Annotated in this window: 22 protein-coding genes; 14 read left to right on the top strand and 8 right to left on the bottom strand. The window is 71.4% G+C overall.

Going from position 1 to position 20,405, the window contains the following annotated elements:
- Positions 1 to 153: 153 nt before the first annotated feature.
- From VFZ39_RS04970 to VFZ39_RS04985, 4 genes are all read right to left on the bottom strand, one after another.
- Positions 154 to 573, bottom strand: coding sequence for a DUF4870 domain-containing protein (locus VFZ39_RS04970; RefSeq protein ID WP_330864620.1), 420 nt, complete (start codon positions 571 to 573; stop codon positions 154 to 156).
- A complete protein-coding gene (locus VFZ39_RS04975) occupies positions 570 to 1,460 on the bottom strand; it encodes a DUF3097 domain-containing protein (protein WP_330864621.1) in 891 nt (296 codons plus the stop codon). Before VFZ39_RS04975 ends, VFZ39_RS04970 begins: the two co-directional genes overlap by 4 nt.
- A gap of 22 nt (positions 1,461 to 1,482) precedes the next feature.
- The gene (locus VFZ39_RS04980; protein WP_330864622.1) at positions 1,483 to 1,677 is read right to left on the bottom strand and encodes a hypothetical protein; all 195 of its coding nucleotides are present in this window, start codon (positions 1,675 to 1,677) and stop codon (positions 1,483 to 1,485) included.
- A gap of 127 nt (positions 1,678 to 1,804) precedes the next feature.
- Positions 1,805 to 2,659, bottom strand: coding sequence for an MBL fold metallo-hydrolase (locus VFZ39_RS04985; RefSeq protein ID WP_330864623.1), 855 nt, complete (start codon positions 2,657 to 2,659; stop codon positions 1,805 to 1,807).
- Positions 2,660 to 2,715: 56 nt separating this feature from the next.
- Between VFZ39_RS04985 and VFZ39_RS04990 the strand changes: the two genes are divergently transcribed.
- The 4 genes from VFZ39_RS04990 to VFZ39_RS05005 are packed head-to-tail and all read left to right on the top strand — an operon-like array spanning position 2,716 to position 6,567.
- Positions 2,716 to 3,540, top strand: a complete 825-nt coding sequence (locus tag VFZ39_RS04990; protein ID WP_330864624.1) for an alpha/beta fold hydrolase — start codon at positions 2,716 to 2,718, stop codon at positions 3,538 to 3,540.
- Positions 3,541 to 3,595: 55 nt separating this feature from the next.
- Positions 3,596 to 4,603 (top strand): heat-inducible transcriptional repressor HrcA, encoded by a 1,008-nt coding sequence (gene hrcA, locus VFZ39_RS04995; RefSeq protein WP_330864660.1) that lies wholly within the window; start codon positions 3,596 to 3,598, stop codon positions 4,601 to 4,603.
- 41 nt (positions 4,604 to 4,644) lie between these two features.
- Positions 4,645 to 5,811 carry a molecular chaperone DnaJ gene (gene dnaJ, locus VFZ39_RS05000; RefSeq protein ID WP_330864625.1) on the top strand — a complete coding sequence of 389 codons (1,167 nt, stop codon included), beginning with the start codon at positions 4,645 to 4,647 and terminating at the stop codon, positions 5,809 to 5,811.
- Positions 5,812 to 5,826: 15 nt separating this feature from the next.
- Positions 5,827 to 6,567 (top strand): 16S rRNA (uracil(1498)-N(3))-methyltransferase, encoded by a 741-nt coding sequence (locus VFZ39_RS05005; protein WP_330864626.1) that lies wholly within the window; start codon positions 5,827 to 5,829, stop codon positions 6,565 to 6,567.
- A 9-nt stretch (positions 6,568 to 6,576) separates the two neighbouring features.
- On the opposite strand, the gene VFZ39_RS05010 is transcribed toward VFZ39_RS05005, so the two are convergent.
- From VFZ39_RS05010 to VFZ39_RS05020, 3 genes are read right to left on the bottom strand one after another with little or no spacing between them, the layout of a single operon-like run.
- Entirely contained in the window at positions 6,577 to 7,509 is a 933-nt protein-coding gene (locus VFZ39_RS05010) for a Gmad2 immunoglobulin-like domain-containing protein (RefSeq protein ID WP_330864627.1), read from the bottom strand.
- 20 nt (positions 7,510 to 7,529) lie between these two features.
- The gene (locus tag VFZ39_RS05015; RefSeq protein ID WP_330864628.1) at positions 7,530 to 8,468 is read right to left on the bottom strand and encodes a Gmad2 immunoglobulin-like domain-containing protein; all 939 of its coding nucleotides are present in this window, start codon (positions 8,466 to 8,468) and stop codon (positions 7,530 to 7,532) included.
- Positions 8,465 to 9,007: an RNA polymerase sigma factor gene (locus VFZ39_RS05020; RefSeq protein ID WP_330864629.1), complete on the bottom strand. Its 543-nt coding sequence runs from the start codon at positions 9,005 to 9,007 to the stop codon at positions 8,465 to 8,467. Before VFZ39_RS05020 ends, VFZ39_RS05015 begins: the two co-directional genes overlap by 4 nt.
- Before the next feature lie 226 nt (positions 9,008 to 9,233).
- Between VFZ39_RS05020 and VFZ39_RS05025 the strand changes: the two genes are divergently transcribed.
- From VFZ39_RS05025 to VFZ39_RS05060, 8 genes are all read left to right on the top strand, one after another.
- Positions 9,234 to 10,592 carry a sensor histidine kinase gene (locus VFZ39_RS05025; protein ID WP_330864630.1) on the top strand — a complete coding sequence of 453 codons (1,359 nt, stop codon included), beginning with the start codon at positions 9,234 to 9,236 and terminating at the stop codon, positions 10,590 to 10,592.
- Positions 10,589 to 10,945 (top strand): HIT domain-containing protein, encoded by a 357-nt coding sequence (locus VFZ39_RS05030; RefSeq protein WP_330864631.1) that lies wholly within the window; start codon positions 10,589 to 10,591, stop codon positions 10,943 to 10,945. Before VFZ39_RS05025 ends, VFZ39_RS05030 begins: the two co-directional genes overlap by 4 nt.
- Positions 10,930 to 12,165, top strand: coding sequence for a hypothetical protein (locus tag VFZ39_RS05035; RefSeq protein ID WP_330864632.1), 1,236 nt, complete (start codon positions 10,930 to 10,932; stop codon positions 12,163 to 12,165). The genes VFZ39_RS05030 and VFZ39_RS05035 overlap by 16 nt, the downstream gene beginning before the upstream one ends.
- A gap of 73 nt (positions 12,166 to 12,238) precedes the next feature.
- Positions 12,239 to 13,261, top strand: coding sequence for a PhoH family protein (locus tag VFZ39_RS05040; RefSeq protein WP_330864633.1), 1,023 nt, complete (start codon positions 12,239 to 12,241; stop codon positions 13,259 to 13,261).
- Positions 13,258 to 13,707 (top strand): rRNA maturation RNase YbeY, encoded by a 450-nt coding sequence (gene ybeY / locus VFZ39_RS05045; RefSeq protein WP_330864634.1) that lies wholly within the window; start codon positions 13,258 to 13,260, stop codon positions 13,705 to 13,707. The genes VFZ39_RS05040 and ybeY overlap by 4 nt, the downstream gene beginning before the upstream one ends.
- Positions 13,704 to 14,999 carry a hemolysin family protein gene (locus VFZ39_RS05050; RefSeq protein WP_330864635.1) on the top strand — a complete coding sequence of 432 codons (1,296 nt, stop codon included), beginning with the start codon at positions 13,704 to 13,706 and terminating at the stop codon, positions 14,997 to 14,999. The genes ybeY and VFZ39_RS05050 overlap by 4 nt, the downstream gene beginning before the upstream one ends.
- A complete protein-coding gene (locus VFZ39_RS05055) occupies positions 14,992 to 15,330 on the top strand; it encodes a cytidine deaminase (RefSeq protein WP_330864636.1) in 339 nt (112 codons plus the stop codon). Before VFZ39_RS05050 ends, VFZ39_RS05055 begins: the two co-directional genes overlap by 8 nt.
- Before the next feature lie 246 nt (positions 15,331 to 15,576).
- A complete protein-coding gene (locus tag VFZ39_RS05060) occupies positions 15,577 to 16,932 on the top strand; it encodes a helix-turn-helix domain-containing protein (protein WP_330864637.1) in 1,356 nt (451 codons plus the stop codon).
- Positions 16,933 to 17,163: 231 nt separating this feature from the next.
- Here VFZ39_RS05060 and VFZ39_RS05065 read toward each other — a convergent pair whose 3' ends face one another.
- On the bottom strand, positions 17,164 to 17,292 hold the full coding sequence (locus tag VFZ39_RS05065; protein ID WP_330864638.1) for a hypothetical protein: 129 nt from the start codon (positions 17,290 to 17,292) through the stop codon (positions 17,164 to 17,166).
- 481 nt (positions 17,293 to 17,773) lie between these two features.
- On the opposite strand from VFZ39_RS05065, the gene VFZ39_RS05070 reads away from it, so the two are divergent.
- Positions 17,774 to 19,123 (top strand): FAD-binding oxidoreductase, encoded by a 1,350-nt coding sequence (locus tag VFZ39_RS05070; protein WP_330864639.1) that lies wholly within the window; start codon positions 17,774 to 17,776, stop codon positions 19,121 to 19,123.
- Positions 19,120 to 20,403: a class I SAM-dependent methyltransferase gene (locus tag VFZ39_RS05075; protein WP_330864640.1), complete on the top strand. Its 1,284-nt coding sequence runs from the start codon at positions 19,120 to 19,122 to the stop codon at positions 20,401 to 20,403. Before VFZ39_RS05070 ends, VFZ39_RS05075 begins: the two co-directional genes overlap by 4 nt.
- The last annotated feature ends 2 nt before the right edge of the window (positions 20,404 to 20,405 follow it).

Genomic DNA, 20,405 nt, shown 5'->3' on the forward strand with positions numbered 1-20,405 from the left:
ATCCGAAGCATCCGGAGCAGGTCCACACAGAGTGAGACAACCATGAAGAACAGGACCGTCGAGTATTTCCCGGGCGAGCGCTTCTGACGCTCCACGCTACGGATGGGGGAGGTGCGCGGCCCGGTCCGGGAGGACCGGGCCGTGTCGCACGCTTCAGCTGACGAGGCGCAGCGTGAGCGGGTAGCGGTAGTCCTCGCCGTTGCTGGCCTTGACCGTGGCCACGATGATCACGATCAGCGCCAGCAGTCCGAGCACGACGATCACCGGGATGATCACGAGCAGCCCGAGACCGAAGGTGACGACCGCCAGCACGAAGGCCACGATCGTTCCGACGAGGCCGTAGATCAGCAGCGAGATCTGGAAGTTGAGGGACTCGACAGCGTGTCGGCGCACGAAGGGCGAGTCGTTCTTGAGCAGCAGGATCAGCAGCGGCGCCAAGAACCCGAACGCGAACCAGGCGGAGACCAGTGAGCCGACGTGGGCGGCGAGCGCCCACGTCTTCTCCTCCTGCGTGAGGGCCCCGTGAGGGCTGCCGTAGGGCTGGTCCGGCGGCGGACCGTAGGAGTCGCTCATGCGTCCAACCTAGCGGTCTCGCCCTCCGTGGTGACGAAGTCGATCAGCTCCTCGACCCGCCCGAGCAGGGCCGGCTCGAGGTCGGCGTACGACCGCACCGCCCCGAGCACGTGCTTCCACGCGCGGGCGATGTCAGCCTGGTCGCGGTGCGGCCAGCCGAGCCGCTCGCAGGTGCCGTGCTTCCAGTCCTCAGCGCGCGGCACGTCGGGCCAGGCCGCGAACCCGAGCCGGGCGGGCTTGACGGCCTGCCAGATGTCGACGAACGGGTGGCCGGTGATCCGGACGTGCGCGCCCACGGGCGAGTGCTCCACCGCCTCGGCGATCCGGCTCTCCTTGGAGCCGGGCACGAGGTGGTCCACGAGGACGCCGACGCGGCGGCCGGGGCCGGGGCCGAAGTCGCCCAGCTGCCCGGCCAGGTCGTCGACCCCGCCGAGGTACTCCACGACCACGCCCTCCAGGCGGAGGTCGTCGCCCCAGACGCGCTCGACCAGCTCGGCGTCGTGGCGCCCCTCCACGTAGATCCGGCTCTGCCGCGCCACGCGTGCCTTCGCCCCCCGCACCGCGATCGAGCCCGAGGCGGTTCGGACGGGACCCGTCGGAGTGCCCGCTCGCGGCGGCGCGACCAGGATCACCGGCCTGCCGTCCAGGAGGAAGCCGGGACCGAGCGGGAACGTCCGCCGCGCGCGTCGCCGGTCCTCCAGGGTCACGGTGTGGAGGTCACGGTCCACCTGGACGATCTCGCCGCAGAAGTCGGTGGTCACCTCCTCGACCACCTCGCCCTTCACGGCCGGCGTCTCGACGGCGCGGCCCCGCTGCGGCGCGCGCCAGTCGGTGGCGAGGACATCAGTGCCGTAACGGTCGTGGCGGGCTGGGTGCGATGCGGTCACCGCACCACGCTAGGCGGACGGCTCAGCCGTCGCTGCCCGACGCGCCGTCGTCGCGATCCTGCGACTCCTCGGGCGCCTTGCCGCCCCGCACGTCGAGCTCGTCGCGATCGACGTCCTCGTCCAGCGGCTCCGCCAGGGGGTTCTCCTCGCCCGGTTGGAGGTCCTCGGGCAGGTCCTCGTCCCGGATCTCCCCGGTCTCCGGCCCCGATTCGCTCATGGGCCCGAACCTAGCCGCCGCCGAGCCGGCCGACCTCACCCGCAGGTGGGGAACCTGCTCACGCCGGGTGTGCTCGCCGGCGATTGCTTGACGTCAAGCAACCGCATCCGGCTGGGGCCCAGGCCCGCTAGATCAGCGGCAGGCGCTTCTGGCTGCGGGGTAGCTGCTCGTACGCCCGACGCACAGCACGCTCGAGCACGGACGGCTCCCACGGCCAGTCGCCGGCGACGAGCGCCTCGGCGACCGGGACCCCACGCTCGGCCAGGTCGCGGATCGTCTCGGCCACGACCCCCAGGTCGTCCCGCTGGCGCTCCACGAACCCGCGGTCGACCGGAGCGCCGTGACCGGGCACCACGACCGACGACGGGGTGAGGAGGCCGAGCACGAGGTCGAGCGTCAGCGGCCACTCCATCGGCCACGAGTCGTCGCCGAGAGCGGGGGGAGCGGACTCCTCCACGAGATCGCCCGCGAGCAGGACGTCCGCATCGGGCACGCGGACGACCAGGTCCCCGGCCGTATGACCGCGGCCCGGGTGCACCAGCTCGACGACCCGGTCGCCGAGGTCCAGCACCCGGGTCGACGAGAAGGTCCGGTCGGGAACCACGATCTCGGTGGCCAGAACGTCGTCTCGCATCGGGTCGTCGGGGTCGTCGGCGTACCGCTGCCTGATCTCCTCGCCGCGTTCGGCCAGCTCGACCGCAGCCGCCTCGTGGGACGTGATCGGTACGGCGGTGCCGTACTCGTCCCTGAAGGCCTGGTTGCCGAACGTGTGGTCGAAGTGCCAGTGCGTGTTGACCACGTCGACCACCGCCCCGGCGCCGAGTCGGCGGATGTCGTCGATCACGCCGCGACCGGCGGCCCCGGACCCGTGGGTGTCGACCACGACCAGACCGCGCTCGCCCCCGATCAGGGTGATGTTGAGGTCGAACCAGTCGTGGTGGGAGACCCAGACCCGGTCGGCCAGCTCCTCGAAATCGGGCACGCCGCCACGATATTGGGTTGCCCTCGAGCGTTCGGCGGCGGTTGGGTTCACAGCAAATGACTCCTGACCCGAACCAGCCCGCCCCGCTCGCCCACGACCGTTCCGGCCCCGCCGGTGCACCCGCCCTCCTCCTGCTCCATGCCGGGGTCGCCGACCGCCGGATGTGGGACCCGGCGTGGGACCGGCTGACTGCCTCGTACGACACCGTCCGGCTGGACCTCCGGGGGTTCGGCGAGTCCACGACACCGCCCGAGGCCGGGTGGTCCAGCTCCGCCGACGTGCTGGCGACGCTGGACGCGCTCGGGATCGACCGGGTCCACGTCGTGGCCGCCTCCTTCGGTGCCGGGGTGGCCGTGGAGACCGCGCTGGTGCGCCCGTCCGCTGTGGCGTCGTTGGTGCTGCTGGCGCCCGGCGGGGCGCTGATGCCGGCCCGGACCGACGACCTGCGTGCCTTCATCGCGGCCGAGGACGACGCCCTTGAGCGCGACGACCTCGACGCCGCTGCCCAGGCCAACGTCGACACCTGGCTGGTCGGTCCCGGACGCGACCCGGACGCGGTTCCGGAGGACGTACGTCGCCTCGTCCACACCATGCAGCGTCGTGCCTTCGAGATCGATGCCGACTGGCCCGACGTCGACGAGGCCGAGCTCGACCCGCCGGCACTGGACCGGTTGGGGGAGGTGGCGGCGCCGACCCTCGTCGTGCAGGGCGCGCTCGACCTCGAGGCGATCCGCCTGGCCGCCGACACGGTCACGGCGGGCATCCCCGGGGCGGAGCGGATCGACTGGCCCGACGTGGCCCACCTTCCCTCGCTCGAGCGACCCGACGACGTGGCCGCCCTCGTCGAGGAGTGGATCGACCGGCACGCGAGCATCCCCTAGTACCATTGGCACTCATTCGATGCGAGTGCCAGAGTGGACCGAGGAGGTGGCCGCCGTGCAGGACGATCGCAGGCTCGCCGTCCTCCGGGCGATCGTCGAGGACTACGTCGCGACCGAGGAGCCCGTGGGTTCCAAGGCCCTCGTCGAGCGGCACGGCCTCGGCGTCTCGCCGGCCACGGTCCGCAACGACATGGCGGCGCTGGAGGAGGAGGGGTTCATCACCCAACCCCACACCAGCGCCGGTCGGGTGCCCACCGACAAGGGCTACCGGCTCTTCGTCGACCGGCTGACCACGATCAAGCCGATGTCGGCGGCCGAGCGCCGAGCGATCGCCACCATCCTCGACGGTGCCGTCGACCTCGACGACGTGGTGCATCGGTCGGTCCGGCTGCTCGCACAGCTGACCCGGCAGGTGGCGGTCGTGCAGTACCCCACCCTCAGCCGGAGCACGGTCCGCCACGTCGAGGTCGTGGCGTTGACGCCGAACCGGTTGCTGCTGGTGCTCATCTTGTCCACCGGCCGGGTCGAGCAACGGCTGGTGGAGCCGGCCGAGCCTGTCGACGACGACTCGCTGGCCCGGCTGCGCGCCCAGGTCAACGGTGCGGCTGCCGGAGCGTTGATCGCAGACGCGGTCCGCGAGCTGCGGGCCCTGGCCGACGAGCAGCCGGAGACCGCCACGGTGGCGGAGACGCTGGTCGAGGCGATGAGCGACCACCGCTCCGACGAGCGCGTCGCGGTCGGCGGCACCGCCAACCTCGCTCGGTTCGGTGCCAGCTTCGAGGTCGACGTGCGGCCGCTCCTGGAAGCGCTCGAGGAGCACGTCGTGCTGCTCAAGCTGCTCGGGGAGGCATCGGCCGGCGACACGCTGACCGTCCGGATCGGCCACGAGGGCCCCTACCAGGAGCTCTCGTCGACGTCCGTCGTCGCCACCGGCTACGGCCCGGGTGACGAGGCACTTGCCACACTTGGCATCGTCGGCCCGACCCGTATGGACTACCCGGGCACCATGGCTGCGGTGCGGGCCGTGGCCCGCTACGTGTCCAGAATCCTCGACGAGGGCTGACCCCTCACCGACCGACCACGAGCAACAGACGAAGGAACCCCTTGAGCCAGGACCCGTACGACCTCCTGGGTGTCGACCGTGACGCGGACACCGACACCATCAAGAAGGCCTACCGCAAGCTGGCGCGGCAGTACCACCCCGACGTCAATCCCGACCCCGCCTCCCAGGAGAGGTTCAAGGAGGTCTCGCGCGCCTACGAGGTCCTCTCCGACCCGCAGAAGCGGGCGGCGTACGACCGCGGCGGCGACCCCTTCGCGGGGGCGGCCGGCTTCGGCCAGGGTGCCGGGTTCTCCTTCACCGACATCATGGACGCGTTCTTCGGGGGCGGGGCGGCCGCGCAGAGCGGTCGCGGTCCCCGGTCGCGGGTGCGTCGCGGCCAGGACGCACTGATCCGGATCGACGTCGAGCTCGCCGAGGCGGCCTTCGGTGTCACGCGCGAGCTGAAGGTCGACACGGCCGTCGTGTGCGGCACCTGTGCGGGCAGTGGCGCCTCGCCCGGCACGCAGCCGGTGACGTGCGAGACGTGCCACGGTGTGGGCGAGGTCGCGCACGTGCAGCGTTCGTTCCTCGGCGAGGTGCGGACGCTGCGCCCGTGCGCCGCCTGCCGCGGGTTCGGCACGATCATCCCCGACCCGTGCCGGGAGTGCTCGGGCGACGGCCGCGTGCGGTCGCGGCGCACCCTGACGGTCAAGATCCCGGCCGGTGTCGACACCGGGACCCGCGTCCAGCTGGCCGACCAGGGCGAGGTCGGGCCCGGCGGCGGGCCCGCCGGCGACCTGTACGTCGAGATCAACGTGCTCCCGCACGACACCTTCAGCCGTCGCGGGGACGACCTGCACTGCACCGTGACCGTGCCCATGACGGCGGCTGCGTTGGGCACCACCCTGAGCCTGCCGACGCTGGAGGCCGACGTCGTCTCGGGGCAGGACTCCGGGGTGGAGACGAGCTTCGAGCTCGAGGTGAAGCCCGGCACGCAGTCAGGTGCCGAGCACGTGCTGCGCGGTCGTGGGGTCCCCGGCCTGCGCGGCGGTCGGGGCGACCTGGTGGCGCACATCGTCGTCGAGACCCCGACCCGGCTGGACCCCCGGCAGGAGGAGCTGCTGCAGGAGCTGGCCGCGATCCGCGGCGAGGAGCAGCCCACCGGCCAGGTCAAGGCGTCGCAGAAGTCCGTCTTCGGTCGGCTCCGCGACGCCTTCAACCAGCACTGAGCCGCACGGTCACCGATGAGCCTGCCGGTCCACCTGACCGCCTCCCTCGCCGACGTCGGGGCAGGGTCGCTCGTCGAGGTGACCGGCGACGAGGCGCACCACGCCGTGGCCGTGCGGCGGCTGCGCGCGGGGGAACAGGTGGTGCTCACCGACGGCGCCGGCACCGCCGGTGTCGGCACGGTCGAGGAGACCGGCAAGCGGCGGTTCACGGTCCGCCTCTCCGACGTACGGCGTGAGGAGCGGCCCGCGCCCGGCCTCGTGGTGGTGCAGGCGATCCCCAAGGGCGATCGCGGCGAGCTCGCGGTGGAGGTCCTCACCGAGATCGGCGTGGCACGGATCGTCCCGTGGTCCGCCGCCCGCAGCGTGGCGGTGTGGAAGGGGGAGCGTGCGGCCCGGTCGCTGGCCCGGTGGCGGACTACCGCACGTGAGGCGGGCAAGCAGGCTCGTCGCGTGTGGGCTGCGGAGGTCGTGGACCTGGCCGGCACCGAGGACGTTGTGAACCTCGTCGCCGAGGCCGACCTGGCCGTCGTGCTGCACGAGGCCGCCGACACCCCGCTCGCGGATCTCGTCGTACCGGCGGAGGGGACGGTGGTCGTCGTGGTCGGACCCGAGGGCGGCCTCACGGACGACGAGGTGTCGGCGTTCGCGGCCGCCGGCGCGTGGACGGTCCGTCTGGGGGCGGAGGTGCTGCGGACGTCCACGGCCGGCGTGGCTGCTGCGGCGGCGCTCCTGGCTCGCACCGCTCGGTGGGGCTGAAGGCCCGACCTACTCGATCGTGAACTCCTTGTCGTCGGTCATCGCGCCGATGCCCTCCGTGCCGCCGGTCGGGTCGTCGGTGGTCACCCAGAACGTGTAGTCGCCCGGCTGCAGCTTCGATACGTCGACCTCGACCTCGAACGGGAACAGCTTCGGCTCCATCCAGCCCGCCATGGTGGCGTAGCCGTCGTTCACGACCGCGTCGCCCTGCCGGATGGCCCAGCCGACGTTGGCCTCGAAGCTGTTGCCCACACCGGTCACCGAGAGCGTGTCACCGGCGACCACCGCGCCCTGCTCGGGGGTGGTCAGGCTGACGTGCGACAGCACGTCGAGCATCGGTCCGTTCGCGAGCGGCTCCGACGTGGGGACGCCGAAGACCATGTCGATCGGGTTGTCCGTGGTCCGGAACTGCACCGGGGCGCGCTCCTGCACCGCGGCCTGCACCGAGTAGATGACCTGCTCGACCGCCGCGCGCGCCTCGGCCCTCGACATGGCGCCGGGGCGGGTCCGCGCGGAGGGGTCGACCACCACCGAGATCACGTCGCCGTCGTACGTCGCTGAGGCGAGCTGTCCACCCTCCCAGGCGGTCCGGTAGTCGGGGTCGAGCGGCCCGGCTGTGAGCACCTCGACGGCGGCGTCCAGCGGTTCGCCGCTCGCACGCTGGAACTCGCGGAAGAGGCGCGGCCCGGCCCGCTCGGTGTCGCCGATGAAGTAGGCGGCCGTGGTGGTGCCCGGTTCCTCGGAGGACTCGTCCTCGCTCGGGTCGGGATCCTCGCTGGGCTCGGTCGCCGGGTCCTCGCTCTCCGAGCTCGACGGCTCGTCGGCGGGGTCGGACGCCACCGGGTCGGCATCGGAGCAACCGGCGAGCACGAGGGCGAGCACCAGCGCGAGCATCGCGACGGGCGCCACCCGGCCTGGTCGGAGGCGAGCGATCGATCGCATGGTGGTGCCTTTCACTCTGGTCACTCGATGACGAAGCTGCGGGAGTCGGAGTACGCGCCCGGGCCTTCGCTGCCCCCGGACGGGTCGCTGGTCTCCACGATGAGGGTGTAGGAGCCCGGATCGAGGGACGACACGTCGATCTCGCCCGAGAACGGGAAGAGCCGGGTTCCCATCGAGCCCTCGGCCGTGAAGAACCCCCCGTCCACCGCGGTGGAGCCCTGCTGGATCCGCCAGGGCACGGTCGCCTCGAACGAGTTGGCGACGCCCGAGACGTGCAGCGAGTCGCCGACGGCCTGGCCCTCGGCCGGGTCGGACAGGTTGACCAGGGACAGAGTGTCCAGCTGCGGTGCCGCCGCGACCGTGGCCACCAGGGTCTCGCCGCTGTGGAAGGCGACCTGGACCTGCTCCTGCAGGCCAGCACGGACGGTGTAGACCACCTGCTGCAGGGCCAGCTCGGAGGGCTCCTCGGGAGCGGCATCGGTGAGGTACACGTGCACCACCCCGGCCTCAGGGTCGGAGAGCCGGTCCTCGAACGACCCCTCGGGCCAGAGCGAGGTGTAGTCGGGATCGGTCGGTCCGGACTCGAGCAACGCCAGGCCGGACAACCCCGCGGTCGCGTCCTCGACCGGCTGGAACTCGCGGAAGAGCCGGTCGCCGGTAGGCGTCTCGCCCACGAAGTACGCCGCGACCGCAGTCGTGTCGCCCGAGCTCGGCGGGTCCTCGGCCACGTCGGGGTCCGTCGTCACCGACGAGGGACCACTCGCGAGGGCGATCGCCGTGACCGTGGCTGCCACGGCGAGCGCACCGCCGCCGGCGAGGAGTCCCCACCGGCGCGCGGTGCTCCGCCGGGGGATCCGGGCGCGGATGTCGGCCAGCTGGTCGTCCGGCTCGACGTCCGCGACCGCGTCGTGCAGCAGGTCCGCCAGCTGCGGGTCGAAGTCGGTGTCGGGGCGGTTCATGACCGGTCCTCCAGGTAGTCGGTGAGCGCGGCACGAAGGGACGCAGCGCCGCGCGACGCGTGACTCTTGACGGCGCCACGGCTGATGCCGAGAGCGTCGGCGATCTCGGCCTCGGACAGTCCCGCGTAGTACCGCAGCGCCATCACCTCGCGCTGGCGCTCGGGGAGCTGCTGCAGCGCAGCCAGCACCCGGGACCGGCGCTCGGCGGCCACCGCGGCCTCGTCGGACCCGGGCAGGTCCGCGCCCGAGGTCGCGGCAGGCCCGGTGGCCTGGGCGTGCCGGTCGACCACCACCCGGTGTCGCAGCGCCGAGCGGGAGCGGTTGACGACGGTCTGCCGCAGGTAGGGCAGGGCCTTGTCGGGGTCTCGCAGCCGGCGCCACCGGGCGTGCAGCGCCACGAATGCGTCCTGCGTGATCTCCTCGGCCTGGGCGAGGTCGCCGGTCACCAGCACGCCGAGCCGGACCAGGGAGCGCCAGTGGGCGGCGTACAGCTGCTCGAGAGCAGTGTCGGCGTCCCAGGTCGCCGGTTCGTCGGTCACGACGATCGGCGCGGGAGCTGCGGTCGCATGGCTGTGCACGTTAGTGGGACGCGAGGGCCTGCCAGCCGGTTGACACGGCTCGAACGGGATTCTTGCCGGATTGGTGACGGAACTGCCACGGAATGGCAACAGGTTGTCGACGGATTCGAGGGACGCGGGGGGCACATCGCGCCTACCGTTGGCCTCGAGCCCGCCCGGATCCCCCCGTCCGAAAGGAGGCTGGTTCATGACCACGTGGCCTCGGCTGCTGCTGGCGCCCGCCCTCCTCGTGGGTCTCGCCATCGTGGTGCTGGGCGGGGTCGCCGTTGCGCGCCCGGCCGACCGGGCGCTGGTCGCCCTGCTGGTGGTGGCGGTCGTGCTCCTGGTGCTCGCGAGCCTGCTGGCCGGGCTGTCGGTCGGGTCGGTGCTGGCCGGTCGGCGCGAGGTCGACGACGTCGTCTCGTCGCAGTCACGGCTGCTGGCCGACGTGTTCTCGTTCGAGACCGCGACGGTCCTCCTCACCACCGACGTCGCCGGGGCGATCACGCGCGTGAACGTGGGCGCGGAGACGGTGCTGGGTCGCCCCGAGCGCGCGCTCGTCGGCTCGACACCCGAGGTGTTCCTCGACGAGGCCGAGCTCGCGACCTGGGCACTGGCGATGCGGATCGAGCCCACCTTCGCCGCCGTCGCCCATGGGCTGGTGGCCAACGAGCAGCAGCAACCCCTCGACTGGCCCTACCTCCGACCGGACGGTGAGCGACGGCTGCTGTCGATGACGATCTCGGAGTTCGGTGACGAGCACGGGGACGTCACGGGCTTCCTGATCGCCGGGCGCGACGTGACCGACCAGGCGCGAGGCATCGACCTCGGCACCGACCAGTTCGTGGCGAGCGTGAGCCACGAGCTGCGCACACCCATGGCGAGCATCCTCGGGTACGCCGAGATGCTGCAGGAGGAGCTGGCCGACCAGCCCGAGAGCGCCGCCCTGCGTGACTTCGTCGAGCGGATCGACCGCAACGGCAACCGGATGCTGACGCTGATCCAGAACCTGCTCACCCTGACCCGGGTCGAGGCCGCCGACCTCCAGCTGCAGCCGGAGGAGGTGGACCTGCGGGCACTCGTCTCCTCGGCGTACGACGACCTCAAGGCCGGCCTCGCCGACCGGCAGCTCGACCTCTCCCTGCGGCTGCCGCCCGAGTCCGTGGTGCACCAGGCCGACCCCCGGCTGGTCGCGGACGCGGTGTCCCACCTGTTGGCCAACGCCGCCAAGTTCACGCCTGACGGCGGGCGGGTCGTGGTGTCGCTGCGCACCAACGGCAAGACCAGCCGGATCGTGGTCAGCGACACCGGTCTCGGCATCGCCCAGACCGACCAGGAGCAGCTGTTCGACCGGTTCTTCCGCAGTCACCAGCCGGAGGTCCAGCAGGCCCCTGGCTCGGGTCTGGGCCTGGCGATCGTCCGTGCGTCGGTCGTGGCTCACGGCGGCTCGGTGACGTTCGACAGCGAGCTCGGACGCGGCTCGACGTTCATCATCGAGCTTCCGGTCCGGCTGCCGTCCTCGATCACGGCCGGCCTCGCTGTCGCACCACCTAGCATGAGTGCATGAGCACGACGATCGCGTCCGAGGACTGTCTGTTCTGCAAGATCGTGGCGGGGGAGATCCCCGGTGACGTCGTCCTGAGCAACGGCGACGTCGTGGCGTTCCGTGACGTGAACCCGGTCGCACCGACGCACGTGCTCGTCGTCCCGCGCCGGCACGCCCCCGACGCCGCGGCGACCGTGACGGACGACCCCGCGCTCGCGGCAGCCCTGGTGAGCGCCGCGGCCGAGGTGGCGAGAGGCGAGGGACTGACGGACTACCGGCTGGTCCTCAACACCGGGGCCGACGCCGGCCAGTCGGTGTTCCACACCCACCTCCACGTCCTCGGGGGACGGACGATGGCGTGGCCTCCCGGTTGACCTCCCAGGTGATCGTCCGGCTGGTCGCCACGCTGCTCGCACTGATCGTGGCCGGCACGCTGCTGGCCGCCTGCGGGTCCGACGAGCAACGAGGCGCGGCGCCGGCGGCCCCCGGGAGCGATCGCCAGACCGCGGCCAGTGACCCCGAGCAGGCAGGTGGGTCCGGGCACCATGACACCCCCGCCGCCGCGGTCAGGTCCAAGCCGCTGCGTCGGGGCGAGACCCGCACCACCTTGACCATGCAGGAGCCGTACACCCCCAGTGCTCCGACCGGTGTCGGCACCGACGACTACCGCTGCTTCCTGCTCGACCCGCAGCTGCGCGAGGACGCGTTCCTCACCGGCACCCATGTGCTGCCCGGCAACCCCGACGTCGTGCACCACGTGATCCTCTTCCGGGTCCCCCCGGAACAGGTGGCGGAAGCGCGGCAGGCCGACGCGGCCGAGGCCGGCCCGGGCTGGACCTGCTTCGGCGGCACTGGTCTCGACGACTTCACCGACGTGGACGACGCCGAGTGGCTCGGCGCGTGGGCGCCGGGAGGCCGGGAGTCGGTGCTCCGGCGCGGGCTCGGGGTCCCGCTGGACAAGGGTGCCCAGATCGTGATGCAGGTCCACTACAACCTGTTGGCCGGCGACGAACCGGACGTGTCCGCCACCCAGCTACGGCTGGCTCCGCGTGGTGCGGAGCTGGCGGCCCTCCACACCATGCTGCTCCCTGCGCCCGTGGAGCTGCCGTGCCGCCGCGGGCACGACGACTCGCCGCTCTGCGACCGGGCGACCGCGCTGGCGGACGTGAAGGCGCGGTTCGGCGACCGAGCCGGCTCGACGGCCGACATCCTGTACTTCCTGTGCGGCGGCGCCCCCACGCCCGGCAACAGCCAGTCGTGCACCCGGACCCTGATGGCACCGGCGACCATCCACGGCGTCGCGGGCCACATGCACCTGCTCGGCCGCTCGATCACGGTCGAGGTCAACGCGGGCACACCCCAGGCGCGGACCGTCCTCGACATCCCGGTCTGGAACTTCGACAACCAGGGCGCCACCCCGATCGAACCGGTCCGGCTCGCCGCGGGCGACCAGGTGACGGTCACCTGCCGGCATGTGCAGTGGCTGCGTGACGAGCTGCCGTCGTTCGAGGGGCAGGAGGAGCGGTACGTCGTCTGGGGTGAGGGGACGACCGACGAGATGTGCCTCGGACTGCTTCAGCTGACCCATCCCTGATCGTCCGTGCCGCTGGTGACGAGTGCATAACGGTTGGGTCCCGCCGCGCTCGTCTGCGTAGCATGGGACCTCCATGACTGACACGGACTCCCGCGCCTCACGCGGCACCCCCAGCACCCGGCACACCGTCGTCGTCCCCGCCAGCATCGACATGGTCAGCCTGCTCGGACCGGGCGACGAGCACCTCGCGGTCCTCGAGCGCGCCTTCGACGCAGAGCTGCACGTCCGCGGCAACCGGATCACCCTCCAGGGCGACCCCGCCGAGATCGCGCTCGCCGAGCGGCTCCTCGAGGAGCTGGTGACGCTGCTCCGCACCGGCCAGGGGCTCAGCTCCGAGACGGTCGAGCGGGTCCTCTCGATGCTGCGTGCGGAGACCACCGAGCGGCCCGCCGACGTGCTCTCGCTCAACATCCTGAGCAGCCGCGGCCGCTCCATCCGTCCGAAGACCCTCAACCAGAAGCGCTACGTCGACTCCATCGACAAGCACACGATCACGTTCAGCATCGGTCCTGCCGGCACGGGCAAGACCTACCTCGCGATGGCCAAGGCCGTGCAGTCGCTGCAGTCGAAGAACGTGAACCGGATCATCCTGAGCCGGCCCGCGGTGGAGGCCGGGGAGAAGCTCGGGTTCCTGCCCGGGACGCTCACCGAGAAGATCGACCCCTACCTGCGGCCGCTGTACGACGCCCTGCACGACATGGTCGACCCCGAGTCGATCCCGAAGCTGTTGGCGGCCGGCACCATCGAGGTGGCCCCCCTGGCGTTCCTCCGCGGTCGGTCGCTCAACGACTCGTTCATCATCCTCGACGAGGCGCAGAACACGACCCCGGAGCAGATGAAGATGTTCCTGACGCGGCTCGGCTTCGGGTCCAAGATCGTCGTCACCGGTGACGTCACGCAGATCGACCTCCCCTCCGGCAGCAGGTCCGGTCTCAAGGTGGTCGAGGACATCCTCACCGGCGTCGAGGACGTCGCCTTCAACCGCCTCACCAGCCACGACGTGGTCCGCCACCAGCTGGTGGGCCGGATCGTGGCGGCGTACGACGAGTACGACGCGCGGGGGGAGCTGCCGGGCCAAGGGCGCCCGCGGGCATGAGCATCGAGATCCTCAACGAGTCCGAGCAGGACCTCGACGTCAAGCAGCTCGCCGCCCTCTCCAGGTTCGTGATGGACCGGATGCGGGTCCACCCGCTGGCCGAGCTGTGCATCAAGGCGGTCGACGAGCCGACGATGGCACAGCTGAACGAGCAGTGGATGGAGAAGGACGGTCCGACCGACGTGCTCGCCTTCCCGATGGACGAGCTGCGGCCGGGCACGCTCGGCGAGGAGCCCACCGAGGGGGTGCTGGGTGACCTGGTGCTGTGCCCCGCGGTGGCCGAGCGGCAGGGAGCGGCGGCCGGCCACGGCACGGTGGCCGAGCTCGAGCTGCTGACGGTGCACGGGATCTTGCACCTGCTCGGCTACGACCACGCGGAGCCGGAGGAGCACCGGGTGATGTTCGGCCTCCAGGACGAGCTGCTCGCCGCCTGGCGCACCCCGTGACCTCCACCGACGTGTGGCTGCTCACCGCAGCCGCCGCCCTGGTCATCCTCGCGGGACTCTTCTCCGCGGCCGATGCCGCCCTCTCGTCGTACTCGCGGGCGCGCGCCGAGGAGCTCGCGGGCGAGGGCCGGGCGGGGGCGAAGCAGTTGGTGGCGCTGCTCGATGACGCCCCCCGCTACCTCAACACGGCGCTCCTGCTGCGCCTGCTGTGCGAGATCGCCGCGATCGTGCTCGTCACGCAGCTGGTGCGTGAGGCGTGGGACGGGAAGTTCTGGCAGGCCGCCGCCACCTCGATCGGCGTGATGCTGGTCGTCTCGTTCGTCGTGATCGGCGTCGCGCCGCGCACCCTGGGCCGGCAGCACAACGAGCGGGTCGCACTGCTGTCCGCTGCTCCACTCGCCGCGATCACCTCGATCCTGGGCCCCATCCCCAGACTGCTGATCCTGGTCGGCAACGCGATCACACCCGGCCGCGGCTTCCGCGAGGGCCCGTTCTCCACCGAGACCGAGCTGCGCGAGCTGGTGGACCTCGCCGAGGCGTCGGCGGTGATCGAGTCGGGGGAGCGGAAGATGATCCACTCCGTCTTCGAGCTCGGCGACACCACCGTGCGCGAGGTCATGGTCCCGCGCAACGACGTCGTCTACATCGAACGCCACAAGAACCTCAGGCAGACGATGTCGCTCTTCCTCCGCAGCGGCTTCTCCCGGGTCCCGGTGATCGGCGAGAACCTCGACGAGGTGCTCGGGTTCGCCTACCTCAAGGACCTGGTGCGCCGCGACTTCGAGGCCCCGGACGTCGAGTTCACCCAGCGCGTCGAGGAGGTGATGCGGCCGGCGACCTTCGTGCCGGAGTCGAAGCCGGTCGACGCCCTGCTGTCGGAGATGCAGACGATGCGCCAGCACATCGCCGTGGTCGTGGACGAGTACGGCGGCACCGCAGGCCTGATCACGATCGAGGACCTGCTCGAGGAGATCGTCGGGGAGATCACCGACGAGTACGACGAGGAGGAGATCGAGATCGAGCGGCTCGACGACGGCGCCACCCGCGTCTCTTCCCGCTACCCGATCGACGATCTCGACGAGCTCGTCGGCTTCGACGTGGAGGAGGAGGACGTCGACAGCGTGGGAGGGCTGATGGCCAAGCACCTCGGACGGGTCCCCATCCCCGGGTCCTGGGTGGAGGCGCACGGACTGCGGTTCGAGGCGGAGGAGACCGCCGGTCGACGCAACAAGATCGGTACGGTGCTGATCCGGAAGCTGACCGACACCTCGGAGGAGGACCCCGATGACTGAGCTGTCCGCCGAGGACGCCAAGCTCGTGACGCTCGCCCGCGCCACGCGGGCCCGGGTCGGTGCCCCCGAGGGCGCGGCCGTCCGTGACGAGAACGGTCGTACGTACGCCGCCGCGACCGTGGAGCTGCCCTCGCTGCGGCTCACGGCGCTCGAGGTGTGCGTGGCGATGGCAATTTCTTCTGGTTCGCGTGGACTGGAGGCTGCGGTGGTCCTGACGCAGGCCCTCGGCGGGGCCGCCGGCCTCGCGGCGGTGCGCGACTTCGCCGGGAACGGTGTTCCCGTTCACGTGGGTGACCACCGCGGCACGGTCGTCGACACCACCACTACCTGAGGACGAAAGCCCAGGTCAGAGGCCAAGTTTGCTGCGCCGCGAGCGGGCTACGCCAGCCCGCCGACGGCGCTGGCTGCAGGAGATTGTGGACCGGGGAGCGTCACGCGCGCATCTCCGGACGCTGCGCGTGACGACCGTCCCCCGGACACGCACGATTCTAGGAGCCGGGGAATATGAGCGCCATCGTTGAGACGACTTGTCGAATACCTTGACGAAATTGCTCGTTCGTCAGTCACAATCTGCATCATGGACGCGGGAGACGCAGGGCTGCTGTACGAGATCCACCCCACCGAGCTGGGGCGGAGGCTGCGCGCCGCCCGACTGGCGAAGGGGTGGACCCAGACCGACCTGGCCGGTGACCTGGTCTCCGTCGGCTACATCTCGAGGCTGGAGTCCGGGCAGCGCCGACCCAACAGCACGGTTCTGGCCGGGCTCGCCGCGCGCCTCGACATCCCGGTCGACCAGCTGCTGCGCGGCGAGTCCGCCCGCGAGCACGACGAGACGAAGCTGGCGATCGACTTCGCCGAGCTCGCACTCGAGAGCGGTGACTTCCTGGAGGCGGAGGCCCGGTCGCGCGCCGCCCGTGACCAGGCCGTCGACCGTGCGTTCCACGACCTCGTGCCCCGCGCTTCCTTCCTGGTGGCGCGCGCCCTGGAGGTCCAGGGGAGCATCGACGACGCGATCCTGGAGCTCGAGCCGCTCGTCGACGACCGCGAGGGCGGGATCCTCCGGGTCAAGGCTGCGATCGCGCTGAGCCGCTGCCTGCGTGAGTCCGGCGACCTGACCAAGGCGATCGACATCGCCGAGGTGGTGCTCCGGGAGGTCGCCGACACCCCGCTCGACGGTGCCGACGAGGCCGTCCAGCTCGCCGTCACGCTCGCGGCGGCCTACTACGAGCGCGGCGACACGGGGCAGGCCGTGCGCACCTGCCGCAAGGCGATCGACAAGGCCGAGCGGATCGCGTCTCCCCAAGCCCGCGCCGCGGCGTACTGGAACGCCAGCATGCTCGAGGCCGAGCGGGGGGCCGTCCGCGATGCGATCGCGCTCGCCGAGCGTGCTCTCGCGCTGCTGAGCGATGGACAGGACGGCCGCAACCTTGCCCGGCTGCGGATGGAGCTCGCCAGCATGCAGCTGCGGCTCGACCCGCCTGAGGTCATGGCCGCCACCGACCACCTCGACCAGGCCGACCAGGAGCTGCGCCAGTCCAGCGCCGGTGCCATCGACCTGGCCCGTGTCGACCTCACCCGTGCCCGGGCGCAGCTGCTCAACGGCGACGTCGGGGGAGCCGGCGCGCTCGCCGCCACCGTGTACGCCGCCGCCAGTGAACGTGCCCCGATCATGGCGGCCGACGCCAAGTCCGTGGAGGGCCAGGCGTGGGCGGCGGCCGGGGCGATCGACAAGGCCGCCCAGTGCTACCGGGAGGCCGTCCTGGTCCTCACCGGCGTCGGCTCCGACCGCAACGCTGCACAGCTGTGGTTCGAGCTGGCCGGGCTGCTCGAGTCCGTCGACGAGCTCGACGCGGCGCGTGATGCCTACCGCAGCGCCGCGGCCTCGACCGGCCTGCGGGACCGTTCCCTGGTCGTCCGCACCGCCCGCGTCTGACCCGCCGGGACTCCCCGCCCCGGGGCGGCCGGCTCTCCTGAGCCGGCCGAGGACGTCGTGCGCTCCGTCGGGCGCCTACCCACCCGCGACCACGACCAAGAGGCGACACACGACGCGACTGCGTCGTGGCCGCCTGACCAGACTGACTTCAGATGTGTGGGTGCCCCGGAGCCGTCGGGCTACGTCTCGGAGGACGAGACGGCTCAGGGGCCACCGCAGACCCCGGAGGGGTCAGCAGCACCAGCTGCGGTCCTTGAACTGGGGGGCCGCGTCGACCGACGGTGCCATGCCGGCGATGCCGAGGCTGGCGACGAGGGCGGTAGCGATGGTGGCGAGGGTGACCTTGACGGAACGGTTCATTGGGTCTTCTTCTCCAGGGGTGAGAATGTGGTTGGGCCGAACGGCCCAAGCATGGGGGATAAGTGGGCAAATTCGGAAGAGGAAGAAGTCTCGAATCTGGAACGATCCCCCTACAAAGTCCTCTTTCTCGAAAAGGTTCCCCCAGTGCGGAGAGTGTGTAAACTACAGTCACAACACGGTGGCAAAGTCCCCCCTCTGAGCCGCCAGCCATAAGCTCGCGTGACGTCCGCCCCCCGGACAGAGCGAGTTCCGTGTCCAGTCCCCGGACACCGTGGGCCCCCCGCATCGGGTGCGGGGGGCCTGTCACGTTCTGGGGGCTCTCCCGCTGACGGTGCGTCCGGGTGCCGGCAGTGGCAGAGGCCCTGGCAAATGCGGCTTGTTACCGAGGTCACAGGTCGGTACGGCGGCCGCGCGTGGATCGGGTGTCCTCAGTGCGATATCCGGAATGACCCGGCGGTGTCGGTCGCAGTACGTTAAGGCCGTGGTGAGCACGTTTCAGCACGAGGCCGCGGTGGATCGGTTGCGCGCGTCGTACGCGGCCCTGGGTCCCGACCAGCCGGTGCGCCTCGCCAAGCCGACCACCAACCTCTTCCGCCCACGCCAGCACGTCTCGGTGCCCGGTCTCGACGTCTCGGGCCTGACGGGTGTCATCTCGGTCGACCCTGACGCCTCGACCGCGGACGTGCAGGGCATGTGCACCTATGAGGACCTGGTGGCAGCGACGCTGCCCCACGGCCTGATGCCCTACGTCGTCCCGCAGCTGCGCACGATCACGTTGGGCGGGGCAGTCAGCGGCCTAGGGATCGAGTCGACCAGCTTCCGCAGCGGGCTACCGCACGAGTCGGTCGTGGAGACGGACATCTTCACCGGTGGTGGGGAGGTCGTGACCACGCGGCCGGGCGACGACCTGTTCGACACCTTCCCGAACTCCTACGGGTCGCTCGGCTACGCCACCCGGCTCAGGATCCGGCTCGAGAAGGTGCCGGCCTACGTCGCGGTGCGGCACCTTCGGTTCGAGGACCAGGAGCAGCTCGCGGCCGCCATCGCCGACATCGTCGCGACGCGCAGCCATGACGGCAGCCTCGTCGACGGCCTCGACGGGGTCGCCTTCGAGCCGGGCGAGTCCTACCTCACGCTCGCGACCTGGACCGACGAGCCCGGACCCACCTCGGACTACACGGGCGCCCAGATCTACTACCGCTCGCTCCAGCAGCGCAGCACCGACCGGCTGACGATCCATGACTACCTCTGGCGGTGGGACACCGACTGGTTCTGGTGCTCGCGCGCCTTCGGCGCCCAGCACCCGGTCCTCCGCCGGCTGTGGCCTCGCCGGTGGCGTCGGTCCGACGTGTACATGCGGCTGCTCGGCCTCGACCGCCGGTTCGACATCGCCGACCGGCTCGACCGCCGCGCCGGGCGGCCGGAGCGCGAGCGGGTCATCCAGGACGTCGAGATCCCGGTCGAGCGGCTCGCGGAGTTCCTGGCCTGGTTCGATGCCGAGGTCGGCATGCGGCCGGTGTGGCTGTGCCCGCTGGTCGCGACCCGGGCCTGGCCGACCTACCCCCTCGACCCCGGGCGCGTCTACGTCAACGTCGGCTTCTGGGGCACCGTCCACGTCGGCCCGGAGGCGGCCGACGCGCCGCGGAATCGGGCGATCGAGGACATCGTGCACGGCCTCGGCGGCCACAAGAGCCTCTACTCGGAGGCGTTCTACGACCGCGCCACCTTCGACGCCCTGTACGACGGTCCGGGGCTTGCGCGCGTGAAGAAGCAGTACGACCCTGACGACCGGCTGACGGGCCTCTACGACAAGGCGGTGGGACGACGATGACGACTGGCACGACGAAGGGCCGGATGTCGATCGCGGAGGCGGTCGACTCGCTTCTCCAGGACGGGATGCCGGTTCGATTCACGGCGTACGACGGCAGCGCGAGCGGTCCTGCCGACGCCGACCTCGGTCTGGAGCTGACCAGTCCGCGCGGCCTCTCCTACCTGGTCACCGCCCCCGGCGACCTCGGCATGGCCCGGGCCTACATCGCCGGTGACCTGGTCCTGCACGGCGTCCACCCCGGTGACCCGTACGACGCTCTGGTCTACCTCCAGAACCATCTGCGGTTCCGGGCGCCGTCGCCGTCGGAGGCGGTGACGATCCTCCGGTCCCTGGGCCTGGCGTCGCTCCGGATGCCCGAGCCGCCGCCGCAGGAGACCCTCCCGAGGTGGCGCCGAACCGTGGAGGGGCTGCGGCACAGCAAGAGCCGGGACGCCGAGGCGATCTCGCACCACTACGACGTGTCCAACCGGTTCTACGAGCTCGTGCTCGGGCCGTCGATGACCTACACCTGCGCCGTCTTCCCGACTGCGGACGCGACGCTCGAGGAGGCGCAGGCGGAGAAGTACGACCTGGTGTGCCGCAAGCTCGACCTCAAGCCGGGTCAGCGGCTTCTGGACGTCGGGTGCGGCTGGGGTGGGATGGTCCGCCACGCCGCCCGCGAGTACGGCGTGCGCGCGCTCGGGGTCACCCTGTCCATGCAGCAGGCCTCGTGGGCGAAGGAGGCGATCGACCGCGACGGTCTGGGGGACCTGGCCGAGGTCCGGCACCTCGACTACCGCGACGTCATGGAGTCCGGGTTCGACGCCGTGAGCTCGATCGGGCTCACCGAGCACGTCGGGATCCGCAACTACCCGGCGTACTTCTCACACCTGCGCGACCGGCTGCGCCCCGAGGGCCGGTTGCTCAACCACTGCATCACCCGGCAGCACAACCGGCGGCAGCAGATCGGCGCGTTCCTCGACCGGTACGTGTTCCCCGACGGGGAGCTCACCGGCTCCGGTCGGATCATCAGCGAGGCGCAGGACGTCGGGCTCGAGGTCATGCACGAGGAGAACTTCCGCCGTCACTACGCCCTGACCCTGGCGGGCTGGTGTCGCAACCTGCGCGCGCACTGGGACGAGTGCGTCGAGGAGGTCGGCGAGGGCACTGCCCGGGTGTGGGGGCTCTACATGGCCGGGTCCCGGCTGGCCTTCGAGCGCAACGAGATCCAGCTCCACCACGTGCTCGCGGCCAGGACCGTCGACGGCGAGGACGGATTCCCGTTGCGCCCGAGCTGGTGACT

It is taken from the genome of Nocardioides sp. (assembly GCF_036374615.1).
Taxonomy (GTDB): Bacteria; Actinomycetota; Actinomycetes; order Propionibacteriales; family Nocardioidaceae; genus Nocardioides.

Bases quoted from the DNA above. Each gene is read 5' to 3' on its own strand.
- VFZ39_RS04970 (WP_330864620.1), bottom strand. From the start codon at position 573: ATGAGCGACTCCTACGGTCCGCCGCCGGACCAGCCCTACGGCAGCCCT.
- VFZ39_RS04980 (WP_330864622.1), bottom strand. From the start codon at position 1,677: ATGAGCGAATCGGGGCCGGAGACCGGGGAGATCCGGGACGAGGACCTG.
- VFZ39_RS04990 (WP_330864624.1), top strand. From the start codon at position 2,716: ATGACTCCTGACCCGAACCAGCCCGCCCCGCTCGCCCACGACCGTTCC.
- VFZ39_RS05005 (WP_330864626.1), top strand. From the start codon at position 5,827: ATGAGCCTGCCGGTCCACCTGACCGCCTCCCTCGCCGACGTCGGGGCA.
- VFZ39_RS05010 (WP_330864627.1), bottom strand. From the start codon at position 7,509: ATGCGATCGATCGCTCGCCTCCGACCAGGCCGGGTGGCGCCCGTCGCG.
- VFZ39_RS05015 (WP_330864628.1), bottom strand. From the start codon at position 8,468: ATGAACCGCCCCGACACCGACTTCGACCCGCAGCTGGCGGACCTGCTG.
- VFZ39_RS05025 (WP_330864630.1), top strand. From the start codon at position 9,234: ATGACCACGTGGCCTCGGCTGCTGCTGGCGCCCGCCCTCCTCGTGGGT.
- VFZ39_RS05030 (WP_330864631.1), top strand. From the start codon at position 10,589: ATGAGCACGACGATCGCGTCCGAGGACTGTCTGTTCTGCAAGATCGTG.
- VFZ39_RS05040 (WP_330864633.1), top strand. From the start codon at position 12,239: ATGACTGACACGGACTCCCGCGCCTCACGCGGCACCCCCAGCACCCGG.
- ybeY (WP_330864634.1), top strand. From the start codon at position 13,258: ATGAGCATCGAGATCCTCAACGAGTCCGAGCAGGACCTCGACGTCAAG.
- VFZ39_RS05055 (WP_330864636.1), top strand. From the start codon at position 14,992: ATGACTGAGCTGTCCGCCGAGGACGCCAAGCTCGTGACGCTCGCCCGC.
- VFZ39_RS05060 (WP_330864637.1), top strand. From the start codon at position 15,577: ATGGACGCGGGAGACGCAGGGCTGCTGTACGAGATCCACCCCACCGAG.
- VFZ39_RS05065 (WP_330864638.1), bottom strand. From the start codon at position 17,292: ATGAACCGTTCCGTCAAGGTCACCCTCGCCACCATCGCTACCGCCCTC.
- VFZ39_RS05075 (WP_330864640.1), top strand. From the start codon at position 19,120: ATGACGACTGGCACGACGAAGGGCCGGATGTCGATCGCGGAGGCGGTC.